General features: G+C 53.2%; 17 protein-coding genes and 1 riboswitch. Of the genes, 3 read left to right on the plus strand and 14 right to left on the minus strand.

The genetic code is table 11. The features are described from left to right. Positions 1–5 precede the first annotated feature (5 nt). The 12 genes from ACRRUX_RS16685 to moaA form a co-directional block, all read right to left on the minus strand. Positions 6–1,268 carry a sensor histidine kinase gene (locus tag ACRRUX_RS16685; RefSeq protein ID WP_432532469.1) on the minus strand — a complete coding sequence of 421 codons (1,263 nt, stop codon included), beginning with the start codon at positions 1,266–1,268 and terminating at the stop codon, positions 6–8. 49 nt (positions 1,269–1,317) lie between these two features. After that, positions 1,318–1,995 carry a response regulator transcription factor gene (locus ACRRUX_RS16690; protein WP_432532390.1) on the minus strand — a complete coding sequence of 226 codons (678 nt, stop codon included), beginning with the start codon at positions 1,993–1,995 and terminating at the stop codon, positions 1,318–1,320. Positions 1,996–2,052: 57 nt separating this feature from the next. After that, complete coding sequence (locus tag ACRRUX_RS16695; protein WP_432532392.1) at positions 2,053–2,574, minus strand: hypothetical protein; 522 nt, start codon at positions 2,572–2,574, stop codon at positions 2,053–2,055. Positions 2,575–2,744: 170 nt separating this feature from the next. Beyond that, complete coding sequence (locus ACRRUX_RS16700) at positions 2,745–3,128, minus strand: NirD/YgiW/YdeI family stress tolerance protein (protein WP_432532394.1); 384 nt, start codon at positions 3,126–3,128, stop codon at positions 2,745–2,747. Positions 3,129–3,284: 156 nt separating this feature from the next. Next, positions 3,285–4,382 (minus strand): ABC transporter ATP-binding protein, encoded by a 1,098-nt coding sequence (locus ACRRUX_RS16705; protein ID WP_432532396.1) that lies wholly within the window; start codon positions 4,380–4,382, stop codon positions 3,285–3,287. Continuing rightward, positions 4,372–5,043: a molybdate ABC transporter permease subunit gene (gene modB, locus ACRRUX_RS16710; RefSeq protein WP_432532398.1), complete on the minus strand. Its 672-nt coding sequence runs from the start codon at positions 5,041–5,043 to the stop codon at positions 4,372–4,374. Before modB ends, ACRRUX_RS16705 begins: the two co-directional genes overlap by 11 nt. An 11-nt stretch (positions 5,044–5,054) precedes the next feature. Next, entirely contained in the window at positions 5,055–5,822 is a 768-nt protein-coding gene (gene modA, locus ACRRUX_RS16715; RefSeq protein ID WP_432532471.1) for a molybdate ABC transporter substrate-binding protein, read from the minus strand. Between the two features lie 18 nt (positions 5,823–5,840). After that, the gene (gene moaE / locus ACRRUX_RS16720; protein ID WP_432532400.1) at positions 5,841–6,290 is read right to left on the minus strand and encodes a molybdopterin synthase catalytic subunit MoaE; all 450 of its coding nucleotides are present in this window, start codon (positions 6,288–6,290) and stop codon (positions 5,841–5,843) included. A gap of 1 nt (position 6,291) precedes the next feature. Beyond that, a complete protein-coding gene (gene moaD / locus ACRRUX_RS16725; RefSeq protein ID WP_432532402.1) occupies positions 6,292–6,543 on the minus strand; it encodes a molybdopterin synthase sulfur carrier subunit in 252 nt (83 codons plus the stop codon). A gap of 4 nt (positions 6,544–6,547) precedes the next feature. Continuing rightward, positions 6,548–7,024 (minus strand): cyclic pyranopterin monophosphate synthase MoaC, encoded by a 477-nt coding sequence (gene moaC, locus ACRRUX_RS16730; protein ID WP_432532404.1) that lies wholly within the window; start codon positions 7,022–7,024, stop codon positions 6,548–6,550. A gap of 15 nt (positions 7,025–7,039) precedes the next feature. Next, a complete protein-coding gene (gene moaB, locus ACRRUX_RS16735; protein WP_432532406.1) occupies positions 7,040–7,561 on the minus strand; it encodes a molybdenum cofactor biosynthesis protein B in 522 nt (173 codons plus the stop codon). A 50-nt stretch (positions 7,562–7,611) separates the two neighbouring features. Beyond that, on the minus strand, positions 7,612–8,592 hold the full coding sequence (gene moaA / locus ACRRUX_RS16740; protein ID WP_432532408.1) for a GTP 3',8-cyclase MoaA: 981 nt from the start codon (positions 8,590–8,592) through the stop codon (positions 7,612–7,614). After that, a riboswitch (molybdenum cofactor riboswitch) is annotated at positions 8,580–8,715 on the minus strand. Its footprint overlaps the gene before it by 13 nt. A gap of 282 nt (positions 8,716–8,997) precedes the next feature. Here moaA and ACRRUX_RS16745 point away from each other — a divergent pair. Next, positions 8,998–10,647: an electron transfer flavoprotein-ubiquinone oxidoreductase gene (locus ACRRUX_RS16745; RefSeq protein ID WP_432532410.1), complete on the plus strand. Its 1,650-nt coding sequence runs from the start codon at positions 8,998–9,000 to the stop codon at positions 10,645–10,647. Positions 10,648–10,709: 62 nt separating this feature from the next. On the opposite strand, the gene ACRRUX_RS16750 is transcribed toward ACRRUX_RS16745, so the two are convergent. Further along, positions 10,710–11,795: a response regulator gene (locus ACRRUX_RS16750; RefSeq protein WP_432532412.1), complete on the minus strand. Its 1,086-nt coding sequence runs from the start codon at positions 11,793–11,795 to the stop codon at positions 10,710–10,712. Between the two features lie 148 nt (positions 11,796–11,943). Here ACRRUX_RS16750 and ACRRUX_RS16755 point away from each other — a divergent pair, with 148 nt between their 5' ends. Both ACRRUX_RS16755 and ACRRUX_RS16760 read left to right on the plus strand, forming a co-directional pair. Continuing rightward, the gene (locus ACRRUX_RS16755; RefSeq protein ID WP_432532414.1) at positions 11,944–16,059 is read left to right on the plus strand and encodes a response regulator; all 4,116 of its coding nucleotides are present in this window, start codon (positions 11,944–11,946) and stop codon (positions 16,057–16,059) included. A 37-nt stretch (positions 16,060–16,096) separates the two neighbouring features. Continuing rightward, positions 16,097–17,170: a GGDEF domain-containing protein gene (locus ACRRUX_RS16760; protein WP_432532416.1), complete on the plus strand. Its 1,074-nt coding sequence runs from the start codon at positions 16,097–16,099 to the stop codon at positions 17,168–17,170. Here the strand turns inward: ACRRUX_RS16760 and ACRRUX_RS16765 are convergent, their stop codons facing one another. Then, positions 17,171–17,344 carry a hypothetical protein gene (locus ACRRUX_RS16765; RefSeq protein WP_432532418.1) on the minus strand — a complete coding sequence of 58 codons (174 nt, stop codon included), beginning with the start codon at positions 17,342–17,344 and terminating at the stop codon, positions 17,171–17,173. Positions 17,345–17,392: the final 48 nt, after the last annotated feature.

Here is a 17,392-nt window from a genome sequence, read left to right on the forward strand (position 1 = left end):
CCCTTTTAAGCGCGGAACGTGACTGTCACCAGTAAGCCGGGATGATTGTCACTGAGCTCAATCCGGGCCTGGTGGCGGGATAATATCGCTTTTACCATCGACAGGCCAAGACCTGTGCCGGCGTGATGACGACTGGGGTCAAGACGAACCAGACGCTCAAATACCCTGTCCTTGTCCGCATCAGGAATACCGGGACCGTTGTCGCTGATACGGATCACCGCGCCTTCCTGTTCAATCCTGATATTGGCACCTTCTCCGGAATACTTCATGGCATTGTCGATAAGGTTGTACAAAGCCATAAACAACAGGTGTTTGTCGCCGGTAATCACACAATCAACCCCGGTTTGCAGTGACAACTGCTGCTCCTGCATCTCAGCCACGGCTGCGGCCATCTCCTCCAGATCACAGCAAAGTTCAGACAAACTGACGGGCTGCAACTCCAGCTGTTGCTGGCCTTCCTCGATCCGGGTCAACGACAGCATGGCATTGAAGGTTGCCAGACACATATCCAGCTCTTCAATCAGCACAGCACAGCTTTCCGCGACATCATCGGAAGAACGACTGGCCAACTGCTCCAAACCAATACGGATATGGCTCAGGGGCGTGCGCAGATCATGGGCAATATTGTCTGTTACACCGCGAACAGCATCCAGATTGTTCTGCAAGGTATCCAGTACCCGATTGAACTGATTGGCCATCATGTCGAATTCGTCAGGATGCTCAGAAATCGGGAAGCGGGTGTCATAGTGCCCCTGCTCAATGCGGCGGCTCAATCTGTTGTAGTTCACCACCCGGCGCAGCAGCGCCTTGGAGAACAGATAGCCACCTGCCAGAGTCAGCAAAATGGTCACTGCCACGGCAGTCGCCGCAGCACTGATAAACTTATCAATCAGCGTTGCCAGCTGATCGGTACGGCTGGCCAGCAGCACGGGACCATAACGGGTTTGCACCAGACCACCGGTGAACAGATGCAACTTTTCCGGCCCGCCGGTCAGAATCGGGAACTCTTTGGTATCAGGCAGCAGCGGCATATCCGGCGGCATAAAGCTCAGCGCCCCTTCCAACTGATCGTCGTGTTGCCACACCACCAATATGGTTTTAGGGTCAGCCGTGCGCACCTGAGCGGCAAATGCCTGACGATTAGCCGTCAGCGCCAATTGCTGATACTGAATGCGCTCAGATTCGAGATGGATCTCTACCTGATGCTGCTGTTCCAGGATCAGCTCGCGATACATACCAAACAACAGCGCCCCAATGATAAAAGTCACCAGGGTGGTAAAGATGATGGTAATTCGCCAGGCGCTGCTCTGAAATGGCTTAAAAACGTTGACGGAGCCGATAACCTGCACCTCGTACTGTCTCGATTAGCTCACCATATCCCAGCTCCTCAAACTTACGTCTGAGCTTGGCGATATGTACATCGATAACATTGGTGCGTGGGTCGAAGTGATAATCCCACACGGCCTCAAACAAGAGCGTACGGCTGATCACCTGGTTGGCATGTTCCATCAAATATTTCAGCAACTGGAATTCTTTGGGCTGGAGCATCAACTCCTTGCCACCCAAAGTCACGTTGCGGGTCAAAAGTTCCATTTCCAGCGGGCCAACTTTGATACTGGTCTGCACTGGCTTGGACTGGCCGCGCTGCATCAGTTTCTCAGCACGCACCAACAACTCGGAGAAGGCAAAAGGCTTGGTCATATAGTCATCGCCACCGGCGCGCAGACCTTTCACCCGCTCATCCACATGGCTCAGTGCGGACAGAATAAGCACCGGCGTTTCATTACCGGTCGCACGCAAAGCCGCCAGGACTTTCAGCCCATCGAGCTGTGGCAGCATGCGATCCAGAATCATCAGATCGTAATGACCACTGGTGGCCAACAATAAGCCCTGATGGCCATCGCTGGCCGTTTCGATATTGTATCCCTGCTCGGAAAAGCCTTTGACAATATAATCAATAGTCGTGGCGTCATCTTCCACCAACAGAACTTTCATTGTATCTCCTTAAGCACGAAGTCCAACTGAACTCCAGGCGAAACAGGATAGTCGGATTCAACTCCAGGTAAGCAATGGCAGGGGTTTTTGTTGATCGATATCGAAAGCCAGTTTTACCCTGCCGTCTGCATTGAGCAGTTCCACTTCAAGGTAATTGATCCCGAGGTCTCGATCCAGCTGTGCATCAACCACAACCGCTTGACGGGTCTGCATTGCCTGAATGATGAGTTGAGAAAATGTTTGATTGTGTTCAAGAATTTTAGCCGCAGCCTCAAGATCATTTTTATCTTCAGATTTCAGCTTTTCTGTCTGGCGGTGCAACAGACTCCCGTCACTGGCACGGTATACCAGCTCGGTAAGACTCTTGTCTCTGGGATTGATGACCTCAATCTCGTATTTCAGCTCACCTTTATCCAGCTCAGTATTGAACTCTGCAATTACCCCGGGAAACTGGCGCTCCACGTCCTGCATCAGTTTGATTGGCTCAACGTGCTGCGTCTGCGACAGATACTGCCACAGATCAGTGTCGGCAAATGCAACGCCGGATATCAGCACTAAACCAAGCAAGAGACGTGACACTTTTTTCTCCAGATTCAACAAACTAGGTAAATTACAGCGACTTCAATCTAACATAATTGAGGTCCCGGAAATGTGGTATACACCCAACTATCTCCAAATATGCAAAACAGATCCCACTCCGGCCTGGCTGACCATCAGCAACAGGCAGAGACGGGATCCATTTTCTGAAATCAGTGTTGATTACTTTGGACGTTGGCAGCAGGGGCCTCATCCAGCAAACTAATGACTTCAATATCGACTTCCTGACCATCCCAGTCGTTATCCACTTCACCCACCAACACAACAGGGGTATTTTCATCGACTTGGACATTGCGCAGCAGATCATCATCGATATCGACAATCACCATGCCGGACTCATCCTGAAACTGGTACTTTTCATCGCCCAGGCTTTTGACGAGTTTCCCGGTGAGTTGAGCTTTGGCACCATCCTGTGCGTCTTTGACGGCGCTGGCACTGGTGATTTGGGCTTGAGCCCCGGGACCTTCATAGGCAGCCATTGCACCTCCGGATACCAGAGACACCAACAGCAAAACGGCAGCAGCTTTGTTACTCATAGCAATTTATCCTCATAGTTTGGGGATATCTTAGCCCAGAGCCATTGAAGCGGCGGTGAATCGCGGATTAAGTTTCGCTAATGTTAACAGTGATGTGGCAATTTGGTAGCAGGAATTGGCAGCCAAAATGTGAGCAGCGGCCGAGTACGGCAGTGCTCATTTTGACTCCAGAATATGGATCATCTCTGACTTGAGCGCCACTGTGGTGCGAACACCTTCAGCCAGTGCCAGTTTTGAGGCGAGATGCAAAGGCACCTCGGTATTGAGTTGACCGGTCAACCCGACCACATTACAGATCAGCCGCACGGTTTCGCCCATAACCAGCATGGAATCAATCACCACATCCAGCTTATTGAAGCTGCGACACAAACGACCACTGGCAATGGCATTAAAGCGAATCCCCTGATTGGGGATCACCCAGCGCACCTTGCTGCCAATATCCAGATAACCGCCATAATCACTGGCGATCAGGATCTCCCCCATCTTCAGCCAGGTGATATTACGCGCTTCATCCTGTGCCACCACATGGGCATCGAACAGATTACGCAGCCCCATCTGTCTGGCCACCGCCTCATTGCGGGGACGGGCCAGCACCTCATGCGGCTTGCCCTGCTGCAGCATCTGTCCCTGGCTGATAAGGATCATTCTGTCGGCCAGCAACAATGCCTCATTCAAATCATGGGTGACCATGATCACCGGGATAGCCAGCTGCGATTTGAGCCGTGCCAGCTCCAGATACAGGCGCTCACGGGTTTCCCGGTCAACGGCAGAGAAAGGTTCATCCAGCAGCAGAATCGACGGCTCACGTGCCAACGCACGGGCCAGCGCCACCCGCTGTTTCTGTCCACCTGAGAGCTGTGATGGCAACCTGTCCGGCATGCCGTGCAGATTGACCCGCTCCAGCCAGTCCAGCGCTCTGGGCACTCGCTCGGCGGCCGGAATATGATCCAGTGCGCTGACCACGTTTTCCAGCGCGCTCAGATTGGGAAACAGCCCAAAATGCTGTGGCACATAACCGATATGCCGCGCCTGAGGACTCAGGCAGACGCCATGATTATCAAACCACACCCGCTCACCACAGCGAATCTCACCGCTGCCGGGTTTACCCAGCCCGGCAATCATCCGCAGCAAGGTGGTTTTTCCACCGCCGGAAGGACCCACCACCGCCAGCACCTCACCGGCATGACAGGTGAAATCAGCATTCAGCGGGATAGGATGGGTTTGATTGACCTTACAATGCAGATCAACGGCCATGCTGACCTCCCAAACGGCGGGAGAAACTGGTAGTCAGCGCCAGCGCAGTGATGGCAAACAGCAACAGCACCAGCGACATCACACCGGCAGCATCGAAGTCAAAGGCCTGCACACTGTCGTATATGGCAATGGAAATAGTCTTGGTTTCTCCAGCGATATTGCCGCCCATCATCAGTACCACCCCAAATTCCCCCAGCACATGGGAAAAACACAGCACCAGCGCGGTCAGTACGCCCGGCCACACCATAGGCAGCTCGATGCGCCACAGGGCCTTGCTGCGACTCATGCCACAACAGGCGGCGGCATCGCGCACATCCTGGGGAATGGTTTCAAACGCCCGCTGAATAGGCTGCACCGCGAAGGGGATATTGACGATGACCGAGGCCACCACCAGCCCGGAGAAATGAAACACCAGTTGCTGGCCAAACAGCTGTTCAACCAACTGCCCAAGCCAGCTTTGACTGCCAAGGCCCACCAGCAGGTAATAACCAATCACAGTCGGCGGCAGCACCAGTGGCACCATAATCAGCGCCTCGACCCAGGACTTGCCACGAAACTGACCATACGCCAGCGCCCGACCGGCGAGGATCGCCATGGGGATCAACACCAATACCGTGATGGCGCTTAACTTGACCGATAACCACAGGGCTTGCCAATCCATTGCATCAGTCCTTATTGCCTGGGCAGAGCAAATCCGTAATCGACAAACACCTGACGCGCCTTGTCTGACTGCAGATAGTCAAAAAACGCCCTGGCTGTTGCGCCGGCATTGGGCAGCAGCACCATATCCTGCGCCAGATTGCCATGGAACTCACTGGGCAGCTCAATGTAATTGGCCCGCGCAGTAAACTGGGGCGCTTTGACCAGCGACAGCGGCACTATGCCCCCCTGAGTGGAGCCACTGATGGCAAACTGCGCGGCCTGTGAGGCATTCTCGCCGTAGATCAGTTTGGGCTGGATAGACTGCCACAGGCCAAAATGCTCAAGGTACTCTTTGGCCCGCTCGCCGTAAGGCGCATGCTCGGGATTGGCGATGGCAAACCGTTTTATCTTATCTGCTGCCAGCATGGTTTTAAGGCCGTTAAGCTCAGTATCCAGTGTCAGAGGAGAGTTTTTCGGCGCCGCCAGTGCCAGCCTGCCCACCGCGTATTCCACCGGCTCGGCGGTCACCAGGCCATCGGCCTGCAGCTGATCAATATATTTCTCATCCGCAGACATAAATAGCTGAAACGGCGCGCCATTTTTTATCTGAGCGACAAAATTGCCCGATGAGCCATAGGAAATTCTGACCGTTTGTCCTGTATCCCGGGCAAAGTCTTTGGCGATATCGTCCAGCGCAAATTTGATGTTGGCCGCGGCGGCAATGGCCGGAGTGTCTGCCAGCACCAGCGCCGGAAACAGCAACATCAGGGATATCAAGAGTCGCGACAGCGACCGGATCCGCATGTTCACTACCGCTTACTCCTGCTCCCACATTTTGGCGGCCTGCTCATCAGAGTCACGGGCTTCCACCCAGTGTTTACCCTGCTCGCCAGCTTCCAGCTTCCAAAAGGGGGCTTTGGTCTTCAAAAAATCGATCAGAAATTCACAGGCAGCAAAGGCCGCCTTGCGGTGCGCACTGGTCACGCCGATAAACACGATTTGCTCGCCCAGCGCCATAGTGCCGACCCGGTGAATAATAGTGACATGATTGAGCGGCCAGCGTGTCCGTGCCTCGGCTTCAAGTTGCTCCAGCACGGCTTCGGTCATGCCCGGATAATGCTCCAGGGTCAAATCGGTCACACTGCTGCCGTCATTGAAATCGCGCACCTTGCCAACAAAAGTTACCACAGCGCCATCACTGTGGTCACCGGCAATGCTGGCGTACTCAGTGGGGACATCGAAATCCTGCGTCTGCACCCGGATCATATTAACCTCCGGTCACAGGGGGAAAGAAAGCCACTTCATCACCGTCTTTGACGGCGGCTTCCCAATTGCTGATGGTTTGATTGACCGCCACCAGCAGCTTGTCATTGGCCATCACCCGCGCCCACTTTTCATCCTGCGCTGCCAGGTGGGCACGCAAGGCCTCGGTAGTGATCAGGCTATCGTCGAAGGCCACTTCCAGTTTGGCGGTGCCCAGCAATTCCCGCACTTGAGCAAAAAACAGTACATTAATCATCTTATTACACCTTAAAGTGACCAGACTTGCCGCCGCGCTTCTCCAGCAGGCGCACCTGGGAGATCACCATATCTTTCTGTACCGCTTTACACATGTCGTAAATGGTCAGAGCAGCCACAGAGGCCGCGGTCAGGGCTTCCATCTCCACCCCGGTTTTGCCGGACAGCTTGCACAGCGAAGTGATCCGCACCCGGTTGTGTTCAACCTGAGCTTCCAGCTCCACTTCCACCTTGGTCAGCATCAGCGGGTGGCACAGAGGGATCAGATCAGAAGTTTTCTTGGCGGCCTGAATACCGGCGATACGGGCAGTGGCAAACACATCACCCTTGTGATGACTGCCACTCATGATCATCGCCAGCGTCTCCGGCGCCATCTCGATATAGGCTTCGGCACGGGCTTCGCGCTCGGTCACCTGCTTATCGGTCACGTCCACCATGTGGGCATTGCCATCGGCATTGATATGGGTAAAAGCTTGGCTCATGAAATTACCTATTGATTAACCTTGCACCGGCTTGAGGTGCGGCACGAAATTACAGGGTCTGTGGCGGGCATCCAACTGCTCGGCCAGAATTTTCCAGCCAGTACGGCAAGCACCGGTGGAACCGGGCAAACAGAAAATCGCGGTGCCATTGGCCATGCCGCCCAGGGCGCGGGACTGTACAGTCGAGCTGCCCAGCTCCAGGAAACTTAAGTGGCGAAACAGCTCGCCAAAACCTTCAATACTGCGGTCAAACAGCACGCTGACCGCCTGCGGGGTATTGTCTCTGGCGGTAAAACCGGTACCACCGGTGGAGATCACCACCTGCACCTGCTCATCGGCAATCCACTGGGATATCACACTGCGGATTTGATAGGTGTCATCTTTAATGAGCTTGCGGTCCACCAGCCGATGGCCGGCGGCAATCAGCGCGTCAGCCAGATACTGGCCTGAGGTGTCATTGTCGAAAGTGCGGGTGTCCGACAGCGTCAGCACCGCAATATTCAGAGGCTGAAACTGACTTTGAGTACAGTGTCCCATAATGCGTCCAACTTAATTTGTTCAAATGCAGGGATGCAGGACCGGCAGCCTTAACCGCCGATCGATGCCAGATGCTGGGTTACCCCGGTCACGCCCTGATGCAGGTAGTGAGTTTCTTTCTTGTGATGCAGCTGCTGATGCAATCGCTCAATCAGTTCTCCCTGTTGCTCAGGGGATTGCAGCAAGTCACGCAAATCCACACCGGACTCGGTAAACAGGCACAGGTGCAGCTTACCTTTGGCGGAAACCCGCAAACGGTTACAGCTGGCACAGAAGTTCTGCTCATAGGGCATGATAAGACCGATACGGCCTTCAAAATCAGGGTGACTGAAGTTTTGCGCCGGGCCGTCTTCACTGCCGCTGATATCGCGGCTCCAGCCGGTTTGCAGCAGCTGTGAGCGAATGTCCGCACCGGCCAGATGATGCGCCTGAAAATAGTCACGGCCCAGGCCGGTTTCCATCAGCTCGATAAATCTCAGATCGATGGGCGTACCTTTAATCCAGTCGAGAAACTTGGGCAGATCCCTGTCGTTGAGATCTTTCAGCAATACCGCATTCACCTTGACGCGCTCAAAACCGGCTTCCAGCGCGGCATCAATCCCGCGCATCACCTCATCGAACTTATTCTCACCGGTGATTTGGTGAAACATGCGTGGGTCCAGGCTGTCTACCGATACATTGATACGACGCAGACCAGCGTCATACCACTCTTTGGCGTGCTGCGCCAAACGATAACCATTGGTGGTGGTCGCCACCGTTTGAATATCCGGGTTATCGGCCACCAGCCGCACTATGTCAGTGAAATCCCGGCGCAGAGTCGGCTCGCCACCAGTGATCCGTACCTTACGGGTACCCACTTTGGCGAATGCGCTGATCAGGTTTTCAATCTCGTTGAGATTCAGAAACTTGGGTTTACCGTCGGCATGATAGCCGTCGGGCAGACAATAGCTGCATTTGAAATTACACACGTCTGTTACCGACATGCGCAAATACTGAAATTTGCGACCGAAGTCGTCTTGAAGCAGGGACATGATCACCTTTCCAAACACGGGAGGCGAAGTCATTTCTTCCTTCACCCCAGTGGCTTTTTCACCACGGCTAACCACCCGTATCAATGAGGACGTAGGGTAGGAAGCTCGGAGAACCGTCAATACTGCATTATATGCGCAAAAATCGGCGCTTTAACACTCCAAATGCCGACAAAATGTGCGGCCAGTGGTAATGGCGTGAATTAATTGTGACACTGGTCACCAGAAAAAAATAAACACTGATCTATGCCGCACATTATGAGTAACTGGGACACAATCGGAAATTCGGGTAAGGTGGATAAAAAAATGCAAAACAGTCCAATAAAACAACAAAAATCATTGGAAGGACAATAAGTCCCGGGCGACCCACGGGGTTCTTCCACAATGCCGGAAAAGGAGTGAAGGATAATGGAACGTGAGTTTATGGAGTTTGATGTCGTTATCGTCGGAGCAGGGCCCGCCGGATTGGCAACCGCCTGCCGACTGATGCAGATCTCCCGGGATTCAGGCAATGAACTGACAGTATGCGTAGTCGAGAAAGGCTCTGAAGTCGGCGCCCATATTCTTTCCGGCGCTGTGTTTGAACCCAAGGTGCTGACAGAACTCTTCCCCGACTGGCAAGCCCGCCAGGCACCGCTGGAAACGGAAGTCAGCCATGATGAGATTTACCTGTTCAAGTCCCAGGCTGATGCCAGGCTAATGCCTGAATCACTGACACCAAAAAGCATGCACAATCACGGCAACTATATTATCAGTGTCGGTAATCTGTGCCGCTGGCTGGCTCAGCAGGCAGAGGAGCTGGGCGTGGAAATCTTCCCCGGTTTCGCCGCCAGTGAGCTGCTGTTTAACGAAGACGGCAGCGTCAAAGGCATTCTTATCGGTGACATGGGCGTTGGCGCCGATGGTCAGCCCAAGGACAGTTATATGCCGGGCATGGAGCTGCACGCCAAATACACTGTGCTGTCAGAAGGCTGTCGCGGGCATTTGGGCAAACAGGTGATTGACAGGTTTCATCTCGATAATGGCAAATCCCCCCAGCATTACGGGCTTGGCTTCAAAGAACTGTGGACAGTACCGGATGAAGTCCATCAGCCCGGTAAGGTGGTGCACTCAGGCGGCTGGCCGTTAACTGAGGGGGCATCAGGTGGCGGCTTCCTCTATCACCTTGAAAATAATCAGGTAGTTGTTGGTCTGATTGTGGATCTCAATTATGCCAATCCACACCTGAGCCCGTTTGATGAGTTCCAGCGCTATAAAACTCATCCGGTGATCGCGGCCAATCTGAAGGGCGGAGAGCGCATCACCTATGGCGCGCGGGCAATCACCAAAGGCGGGCTCAATTCATTACCCAAGATGAGTTTTCCCGGTGGCCTGATCATTGGCTGCGACGCCGGTACCCTGAACTTCTCCAAAATCAAAGGCACCCACACCGCCATCAAGAGCGGCATGCTGGCCGCCGAAACCCTGGCAGAAGCACTGTTTGCAGGCGTTGAAGGCGGTAAAGATCTCAACTGCTTCCAGGATAAATTTGAACAAAGTTCACTGTATGACGAGCTGCACAGCTCCCGTAACTTTGGCCCGGCGATGCACAAATTCGGTACCCTGCTGGGCGGCGCATTCAACTACGTGGATCAAAACTGGTTTGGCGGAAAGTTCCCCATCACCCTGCGGGATGACCAACCCGACTATGCCAAAATGGCCACCAAAGACGCTTTCAGCAAGATTGAATATCCCAAGCCAGATGGCCAGCTGAGTTTCGACAAACTCTCCTCAGTGTATCTGTCCAACACTTTCCATGAAGAAGATCAGCCCTGTCACCTGCGACTGACCAATCCGGATATTCCAGTGCAGGTAAATCTGCTCAAATACGATGAGCCCGCGCAGCGTTACTGTCCGGCAGGGGTATATGAAATAGTGGAGGAAGCCGGTCAGCCCAAACTGGTGATCAACAGCCAGAATTGCATCCATTGCAAGACCTGCGATATCAAGGACCCCAGCCAGAATATTACCTGGGTAACGCCTGAGGGTGGTGGCGGTCCCAACTACCCGAATATGTAAGCGGTTGCTCGATGGTCATAAAAAAGCCGGGTATTGCCCGGCTTTTTTATTTGGCGAAACCATCAATCTTTGTACTTCTCGGCAATCTCGGCGAACTGATCTTCGATTTCAAAGAAGGCATCGATCAAATCCGGATCAAAGTGAGTCCCGCGGCCTTCACGGATAATATCCAGCGCCTGATCGTGGGACATGGCATCTTTATATACCCGCTTGCTGATCAGTGCGTCATACACATCGGCGATGGCCATTAATCGTGCCGACAAAGGGATCTCCTCACCCTGTTTGCCGGTGGGGTAGCCCGAGCCATCCCATTTTTCATGGTGATAATAGGCAATATCCTTGGCCGCCGTTAAAAACGAATCCTCTGCCCCAATCTCTTTCTCCGCCATATCCAGTGCACGGTACCCCAGATACGCATGCTGCTTCATGACTTCAAACTCTTCCGGAGTGAGTCGACCTGGCTTAAGCAGAATACTGTCGGCAATCCCCACTTTACCCACATCATGCAAAGGTGCCGACTTGAAGAACGCATCTATCTTTTCAGGCGTCAGCTCGTCGCGGAATCTGGGGTGATCCTGCACCTTCTCCGCCAGTAGCTTTACGTACCATTGAGTACGACGAATATGATACCCGGTTTCCTCATCCCGGGTTTCAGCCAGACTGGCCAATGCCGAGATAGTCACATCCTGTACTTCACTGACCTGCTGCATTCTCTTGCGCACCTCAGCCTCAAGATAGGCATTCTGATCTTTCAGAAAATCCTGCGATGCCTTGACCTGCAAATGGGTGCGCACCCTGGCCAGTACAACGGGTGGGCTGACCGGCTTGGCAATATAGTCGCTGGCGCCCAAATCAAAGCCATACTGTTCATCCTGACTGGAGTCCTTGGCGGTCAGAAAGATCACCGGTATATCCCGGTAACGCTTGTCAGCTTTCAAACGTCGGCAGACCTCATATCCATCCATGCCCGGCATCACCACGTCCAGCAGGATGATGTCCACTGGCGTTTTTTCAACGATCTCCAGTGCCTTTTGACCATGATTGGCCGCTTTCACCTGGTAAATGTCTTTTAGCAGTCCATTGAGCAATTGCAGATTCTCAGGAGCATCATCCACGATCAGCACACTTGATTTTGCTTTTGATTCCACAGAGTTGTCCCCTTCACCCTGGATGTGGTGTTTTGCCACAACTTGCCGTTCTGTGACCTACACTTACTGGGTCAGCAAATACATCCTTGATTTAAATCTAGTCGCTGCCAGCAAAAATAGGTAACTCAAGAGACAACAGGACAAAGATATGAGCTCTATCAGGATTATCTTCCTCTCACTGTTTTTGGTAATCAGCTTGATGATGGCAGTGCTGGGCTTTTTATTTGTTCAAATCGACGCTCAGAGCACCCTGCTCAATCAACGCATGAAAGCGACTCAGGAACGCATCCTGCTGGCTCAGGAGTTAAAACAAAGCTCTGATAATCTGACTAAATTTGCCCGCGCCTATGCCGCCACCAGCAACCCCAAGTGGAAACAATTGTTCAATCAGGTGCTGGCAGTACGCAACGGCACTGCCCCCATCCCGGACGGCCATCAATTTGAGTACTGGGATCAAGTCGCCATGCCTTCAGAAATGCTGATAAGCGGCAGCAATTCCGACAAGCGCTACGCCTCATTGATGGAGCGTATGTCCCAATCAGGGATCAGTGATGCCGAGCTGGGGCTGTTGCGGCAGGCGCTGGCCTACTCTGACAATCTGGTTAACCTTGAGCGACAGGCCTTCGATGCCGTCGAAGGAATCGCCCGCAACAAGAAAGGGCTGGAAAAAGTCTCACCGGATCCCTCCAGAGCGCTCGATGTGCTGTTCAGCAACACCTACTTCCAGGAAAAAGGTCGCATCATCAACCCGATTGGTGATTTTTACCGGGCCGTGAGCGACCGCTCTCAAACGGAATGGGAACAAACCAGCACCTACCTGCGGGACTTAAGCTCACGTCAGCAATGGATATTCATAGTGATGAGCCTCACCCTGCTGGGCAGCTTTATTCTGTTGTGGCGCTGGTGCCTCGCCCCGGCAGACAAGATGCAAAAGCGTCTGGTCAATCAGGTTGCCAAACGGGATTATCAGTTCCAGCTCAGCGAAGCCGACAAGGGAGCATTCGCGCCCCAGGCCAAGGCACTTAACCTGATTTTCAGTGAAGTCAGCGCCCAACTGAAATCCAACGCTTCCATCAAAGAATTTACCGATGTTATGCGGGACAGTGAGAATGCCGAGGATTTCGGCAGAAGGATTATCGACTTCCTCACCAGTCGCTTCCAGCTGCCACTGATGGGCCTGTATACCTATGATAATGGCCAACTTTCCCGTATATCCGGATTTGGTTACAGCGAAGATGCCTCGCGGGAGCTGACGGCTGCCGACAGCATCCAAATGAGCCTGCTGTACTCTAAAAAACACTTTGCCCTGCGTGACTTAGGGGAAAAGTACAAAATACCGCTGGTCAGCGGTGAACTGACGTTGAGCGAGCTGCACTTCTTTCCGCTGCAGGTGAACGACAGAGTGATAGGTTTGCTGGAGTTGGGCACGGCAACGCCACTCAAGCAGGATAGTCTGGACTGGCTGGGACTCATTCGCGCGGATCTGGCCATCAATCTGGAACTAACCCGCAATGCCGAGCAACAGGCAAAGGCCGAGCGTCTGATTGCCGAGCAGCTGGAGTTCAACCAGCAGGTACTCAACGCCATTCCAAGTCCCATGTACTATCGCGATACCGAAGGCCGCTATCTGGGAGTCAACAACGGCTTCAGTGACTTCATCGGCATGTTTGAAACCGATATTCTGCAGAATGTCCCTGACGCGCTGTTCCCGCCTGAAATTGCAGCCATCTTCAACAACGCGGAAAAAGCCCTGCTGGAAACCCCCGGAACCACCCAGTATGAACTGAACCTCAAAAATGCCGATGGCCAACAGCGCCATGTCAGCATCTACGAGGCGACCTACTACTCCAGTAAAGGCGCACCCAAAGGCATTGTGGGGCTGTTTGTGGATGTGACTGAGCAGAAAGATCTGGAGCTTGAGCTGCGCAGTGCCAAAGATGCCGCTGACGACGCCTCCAAGGCCAAAGGCGAATTCCTGGCTAACATGAGCCATGAAATCCGCACCCCAATGAACGCCATTATCGGGATGGCGCACCTGGCACTGAACTCCGGCCTGAACGACAAACAGCACCACTATGTCACCAAGATAGACAATGCCGCCAAATCGCTGTTGGGCATCATCAACGACATTCTCGACTTCTCCAAAGTGGAAGCCGGTAAACTGTCAGTGGAAAACATCGACTTCCTGCTGGATGAAGTGCTGGACAACCTGGCCAACGTGATTGGCATTAAAGCTGATGAAAAGGGGCTGGAGTTCCTGTTCGACATTGAACCCAATCTGCCAACAGCCTTGGTGGGTGATCCGCTGCGGCTGGCACAGGTACTGATAAATCTGTGCGGCAACTCCATTAAGTTCACAGAAAAAGGCGAAGTGATCGTCCGGGTCAAGCAAACCGATCAATTTGATGATGGCATTATGCTGCAGGTAGAGATCCAGGATTCCGGTATAGGCATGACCAAAGATCAGCAGAGCCGGCTGTTCAAATCCTTCTCCCAGGCAGATGGTTCGATTACCCGCAAATACGGCGGCACCGGCCTGGGTCTGACCATCTCCAAGAGCCTGGTAGAACTCATGGGTGGCCGTATCTGGGTTACCAGTGAGCCCGGCAAAGGCTCCACCTTCGGCTTTACCATCAAAGCGGGCTTGCAGGATGCCAAAGCCAAACGCTTCTATCAGCCACAGGAAGACATGAGCGACAAGCGCATTCTGGTCGTGGACGACAACGATGCCGCCCGGGAAATCATGCTGGGTCTGCTCAAGGCCATGACTTTCAAAGTCAGCACCGTCAGTACCGGCTTTGAAGCCATCTCGGCGGTCAACAAGGCCGACGCAGAAGGTGATCCTTTCGAAGTCATCTTTATGGACTGGATGTTGCCGGGCATGGACGGGATTGAAACCACCCGGCAACTGAGGGAAAAACAGTACTCCACCCGGCCGCGCATCATCATGGTCACGGCTTATGGCCGTGAAATTGGCCTGAGCGGTGAAAATGAAAAGCTGTTCGATGGACTGGTGATCAAACCGGTCAACCCATCGCTGATTTTCGACTCCATCATGAACGCCTTTGGCATTCAGCGCGAAGCCAAGTTGCCAACCAACAGAATCAAACAGGCCACCGATGGCAGCACCATGAAAAATGCCCGATTGCTGCTGGTTGAAGACAACGAAACCAACCAGGAGGTCGCCAAGGGTATTCTGGAACCTTACGAACCTGTGGTGGTTATCGCCAACAATGGTCAGGAAGCACTGGACATGCTTGCCAAGGAGTCCTTCGATCTGGTGTTGATGGATATGCAAATGCCGGTAATGGATGGCATTACCGCCACCCGGGAAATCCGCAAAGATCCCACCCTCAGAGATTTGCCGGTACTGGCGATGACGGCCAACGCCATGGAGCAGGACATCACCAATTGCCTGGATGCGGGCATGAACGACCATATAGGCAAACCTATCTCGGTCGATGAGCTGGTATCGAAAATCTGCCGCTGGTTGGGCAAAGACAGCGAACCCACTGAAGATACCCTGCAGAATGTCATTCCACTGGAGCAGGACAATGGTTCCACTGACGCTCTTGAGGCCAGCGACTCAGCGACGGCGGCCTCAAAAAAGGCACCAAAATCAGTTAACGCAGCGGGAGGCAAATCAGCAGATGACCACTATCAGGCACAGGTGCTTGATATAGAAGATGGTCTGTCACGCCTTGGGGGCAACAAGAAGCTCTACTGGCAAATCACTGACTCCTTCCTGCAAAGCCGCAAACAGGAGCTCGATACCCTGTCCAACGCACTGGAAGAAGCCGACTATGACTATTTAAGACTGGCTGGCCACACCATTAAGGGCGCCGCCGCCAATATCTCTGCCGACAAGCTGTCGCAACTGGGTCGCCAGCTGGAAACCCACGGCGCCAACAAGCAGTTACCGGATCCAGACTTCATTTTGACCCTCAGAGATCTGCTGGAAAAACTGGAGCAGGATATTCAACATCTCGGCCCATCCAAAGAAGTGATCCCCCAGCCGGTAAGGGAAGTGCGCCCCTACGATGCCGACGAGTTCATGATGGAGCTACAGCAACTCTCCATGCTGGTACAGAACTTCGATACCCAGGCCATCGACTTTATTGAATTACTGAAGCAGAACGCCGAAGCACTCAGCGAGCTGGGGATTGATTTCACTTTGGTGGAAGAAGCCATCAACGAATTCGACTTTACCAAAGCACAAACTGAACTGGACAAACTGATCACCCAAAGCAAAACCGGCACCTGATTTGGGGCAACATCAACGGAATGAGAATCTAACCAAGATGGACAATACCAAACAAACCCTGTTGGAACAGATGGGGCTAAATGAGTATGAAATCGATCAACGCAAACAGCTGTTTGGCTTTACGCTGAAAGATGCCAGCAGACTGCATAGTTGCCAGTCGTTTATCAAACACCAGCTGGACAGTCTGATTGAACAGTTCCACCGTTTTCAGACGGGGGTTCCGGAAATCGTTCAGCTCATCAATGATGCCGATACCCTGCAACGCCTCAGCCACGCCCAGAGCCAGTACATCACCGAACTCTTCAGTGGTGAATATGGCCTGGATTATGTACACAATCGTCTGCGGATCGGTATCGTCCACAAACGTATTGGGGTTGAACCCAAATTGTATCTGTCAGCCATTCTGCAGTTGAAAAACATTCTGTTTTCAGTGCTGGCAACCCGGAATCTCGAAGAGTCAGAACTGCAGGGGTTGACCAGCGCGCTGGAAAAGTTACTTATGTTCGACAACACCCTGATTTTCGATACTTACATCCACGCGTTGGTGTCCGAAGTACAAATCGCCAGACAAAAATCCGTCGACTACGCCCGGGAGCTTGAACACAAAGTTCAGGAGCGTACCGAGCAGCTGGAGGAGCTGTCACGTACCGACCCACTAACCGGCCTGCTGAACGTAAGGCATTTACAATCCATCATGAATCAGGTTCTTAAGGCCGCCCAACGCCGGGATGAGCCTGTAAGTTTTGTCTATCTGGACATCGATGACTTCAAACCCATCAACGACGAACAGGGACATCAGGCCGGGGATGAAATATTGAAAGGTGTAGCGGACATTATCCGCCGCATCTGCCGGGAAGAGGACAGATGCTTTCGCTACGGCGGCGACGAGTTCTGTATCCTGCTGCCCAATTGTGATGCCACCCACGCCCGGCAGGCTGTCTGTGAACGCATTCGTCAGGTGCTGACGGATAGCTGGCCGACACTCAAAGTCAGTATGGGATTGGTGGAAACCTGTCCTCCCAACTATCTGTCATCAGCGGATTTAATCAGGTTGACCGATGAGGCCATGTACGCAGAGAAGAAGCAGCACAAAGCTGCCACACAAGAGTGATCAGACGCCCTGACGGGCACGCTGCAATGCTTCGCGCACCACCAGCTCACTGATGGCCCGGTTGAATACACCCAGATGTTTGCGATAGACGCGATACAAACGCCGCGTTTCCGCGGAGTCATAGTCCAGCTGATAGCGCTCGCAAAAGGTGGAATATTTTAAAGGGTTGGACATCCGTCCTCCAATGTCTGGCTCAGGCATATAGCTTAGCCAACCCGGACA

The organism is Shewanella sp. GXUN23E, from assembly GCF_050865035.1.
In the GTDB taxonomy this organism is placed as follows: Bacteria; Pseudomonadota; Gammaproteobacteria; order Enterobacterales; family Shewanellaceae; genus Shewanella.

Coding starts and splice junctions, on each gene's coding strand:
- ACRRUX_RS16690 (WP_432532390.1), bottom strand. CDS start 1,995: ATGAAAGTTCTGTTGGTGGAAGATGACGCCACGACTATTGATTATATT.
- ACRRUX_RS16700 (WP_432532394.1), bottom strand. CDS start 3,128: ATGAGTAACAAAGCTGCTGCCGTTTTGCTGTTGGTGTCTCTGGTATCC.
- ACRRUX_RS16705 (WP_432532396.1), bottom strand. CDS start 4,382: ATGGCCGTTGATCTGCATTGTAAGGTCAATCAAACCCATCCTATCCCG.
- modB (WP_432532398.1), bottom strand. CDS start 5,043: ATGGATTGGCAAGCCCTGTGGTTATCGGTCAAGTTAAGCGCCATCACG.
- moaE (WP_432532400.1), bottom strand. CDS start 6,290: ATGATCCGGGTGCAGACGCAGGATTTCGATGTCCCCACTGAGTACGCC.
- moaD (WP_432532402.1), bottom strand. CDS start 6,543: ATGATTAATGTACTGTTTTTTGCTCAAGTGCGGGAATTGCTGGGCACC.
- moaC (WP_432532404.1), bottom strand. CDS start 7,024: ATGAGCCAAGCTTTTACCCATATCAATGCCGATGGCAATGCCCACATG.
- moaB (WP_432532406.1), bottom strand. CDS start 7,561: ATGGGACACTGTACTCAAAGTCAGTTTCAGCCTCTGAATATTGCGGTG.
- moaA (WP_432532408.1), bottom strand. CDS start 8,592: ATGTCCCTGCTTCAAGACGACTTCGGTCGCAAATTTCAGTATTTGCGC.
- ACRRUX_RS16745 (WP_432532410.1), top strand. CDS start 8,998: ATGGAACGTGAGTTTATGGAGTTTGATGTCGTTATCGTCGGAGCAGGG.
- ACRRUX_RS16755 (WP_432532414.1), top strand. CDS start 11,944: ATGAGCTCTATCAGGATTATCTTCCTCTCACTGTTTTTGGTAATCAGC.
- ACRRUX_RS16760 (WP_432532416.1), top strand. CDS start 16,097: ATGGACAATACCAAACAAACCCTGTTGGAACAGATGGGGCTAAATGAG.
- ACRRUX_RS16765 (WP_432532418.1), bottom strand. CDS start 17,344: ATGTCCAACCCTTTAAAATATTCCACCTTTTGCGAGCGCTATCAGCTG.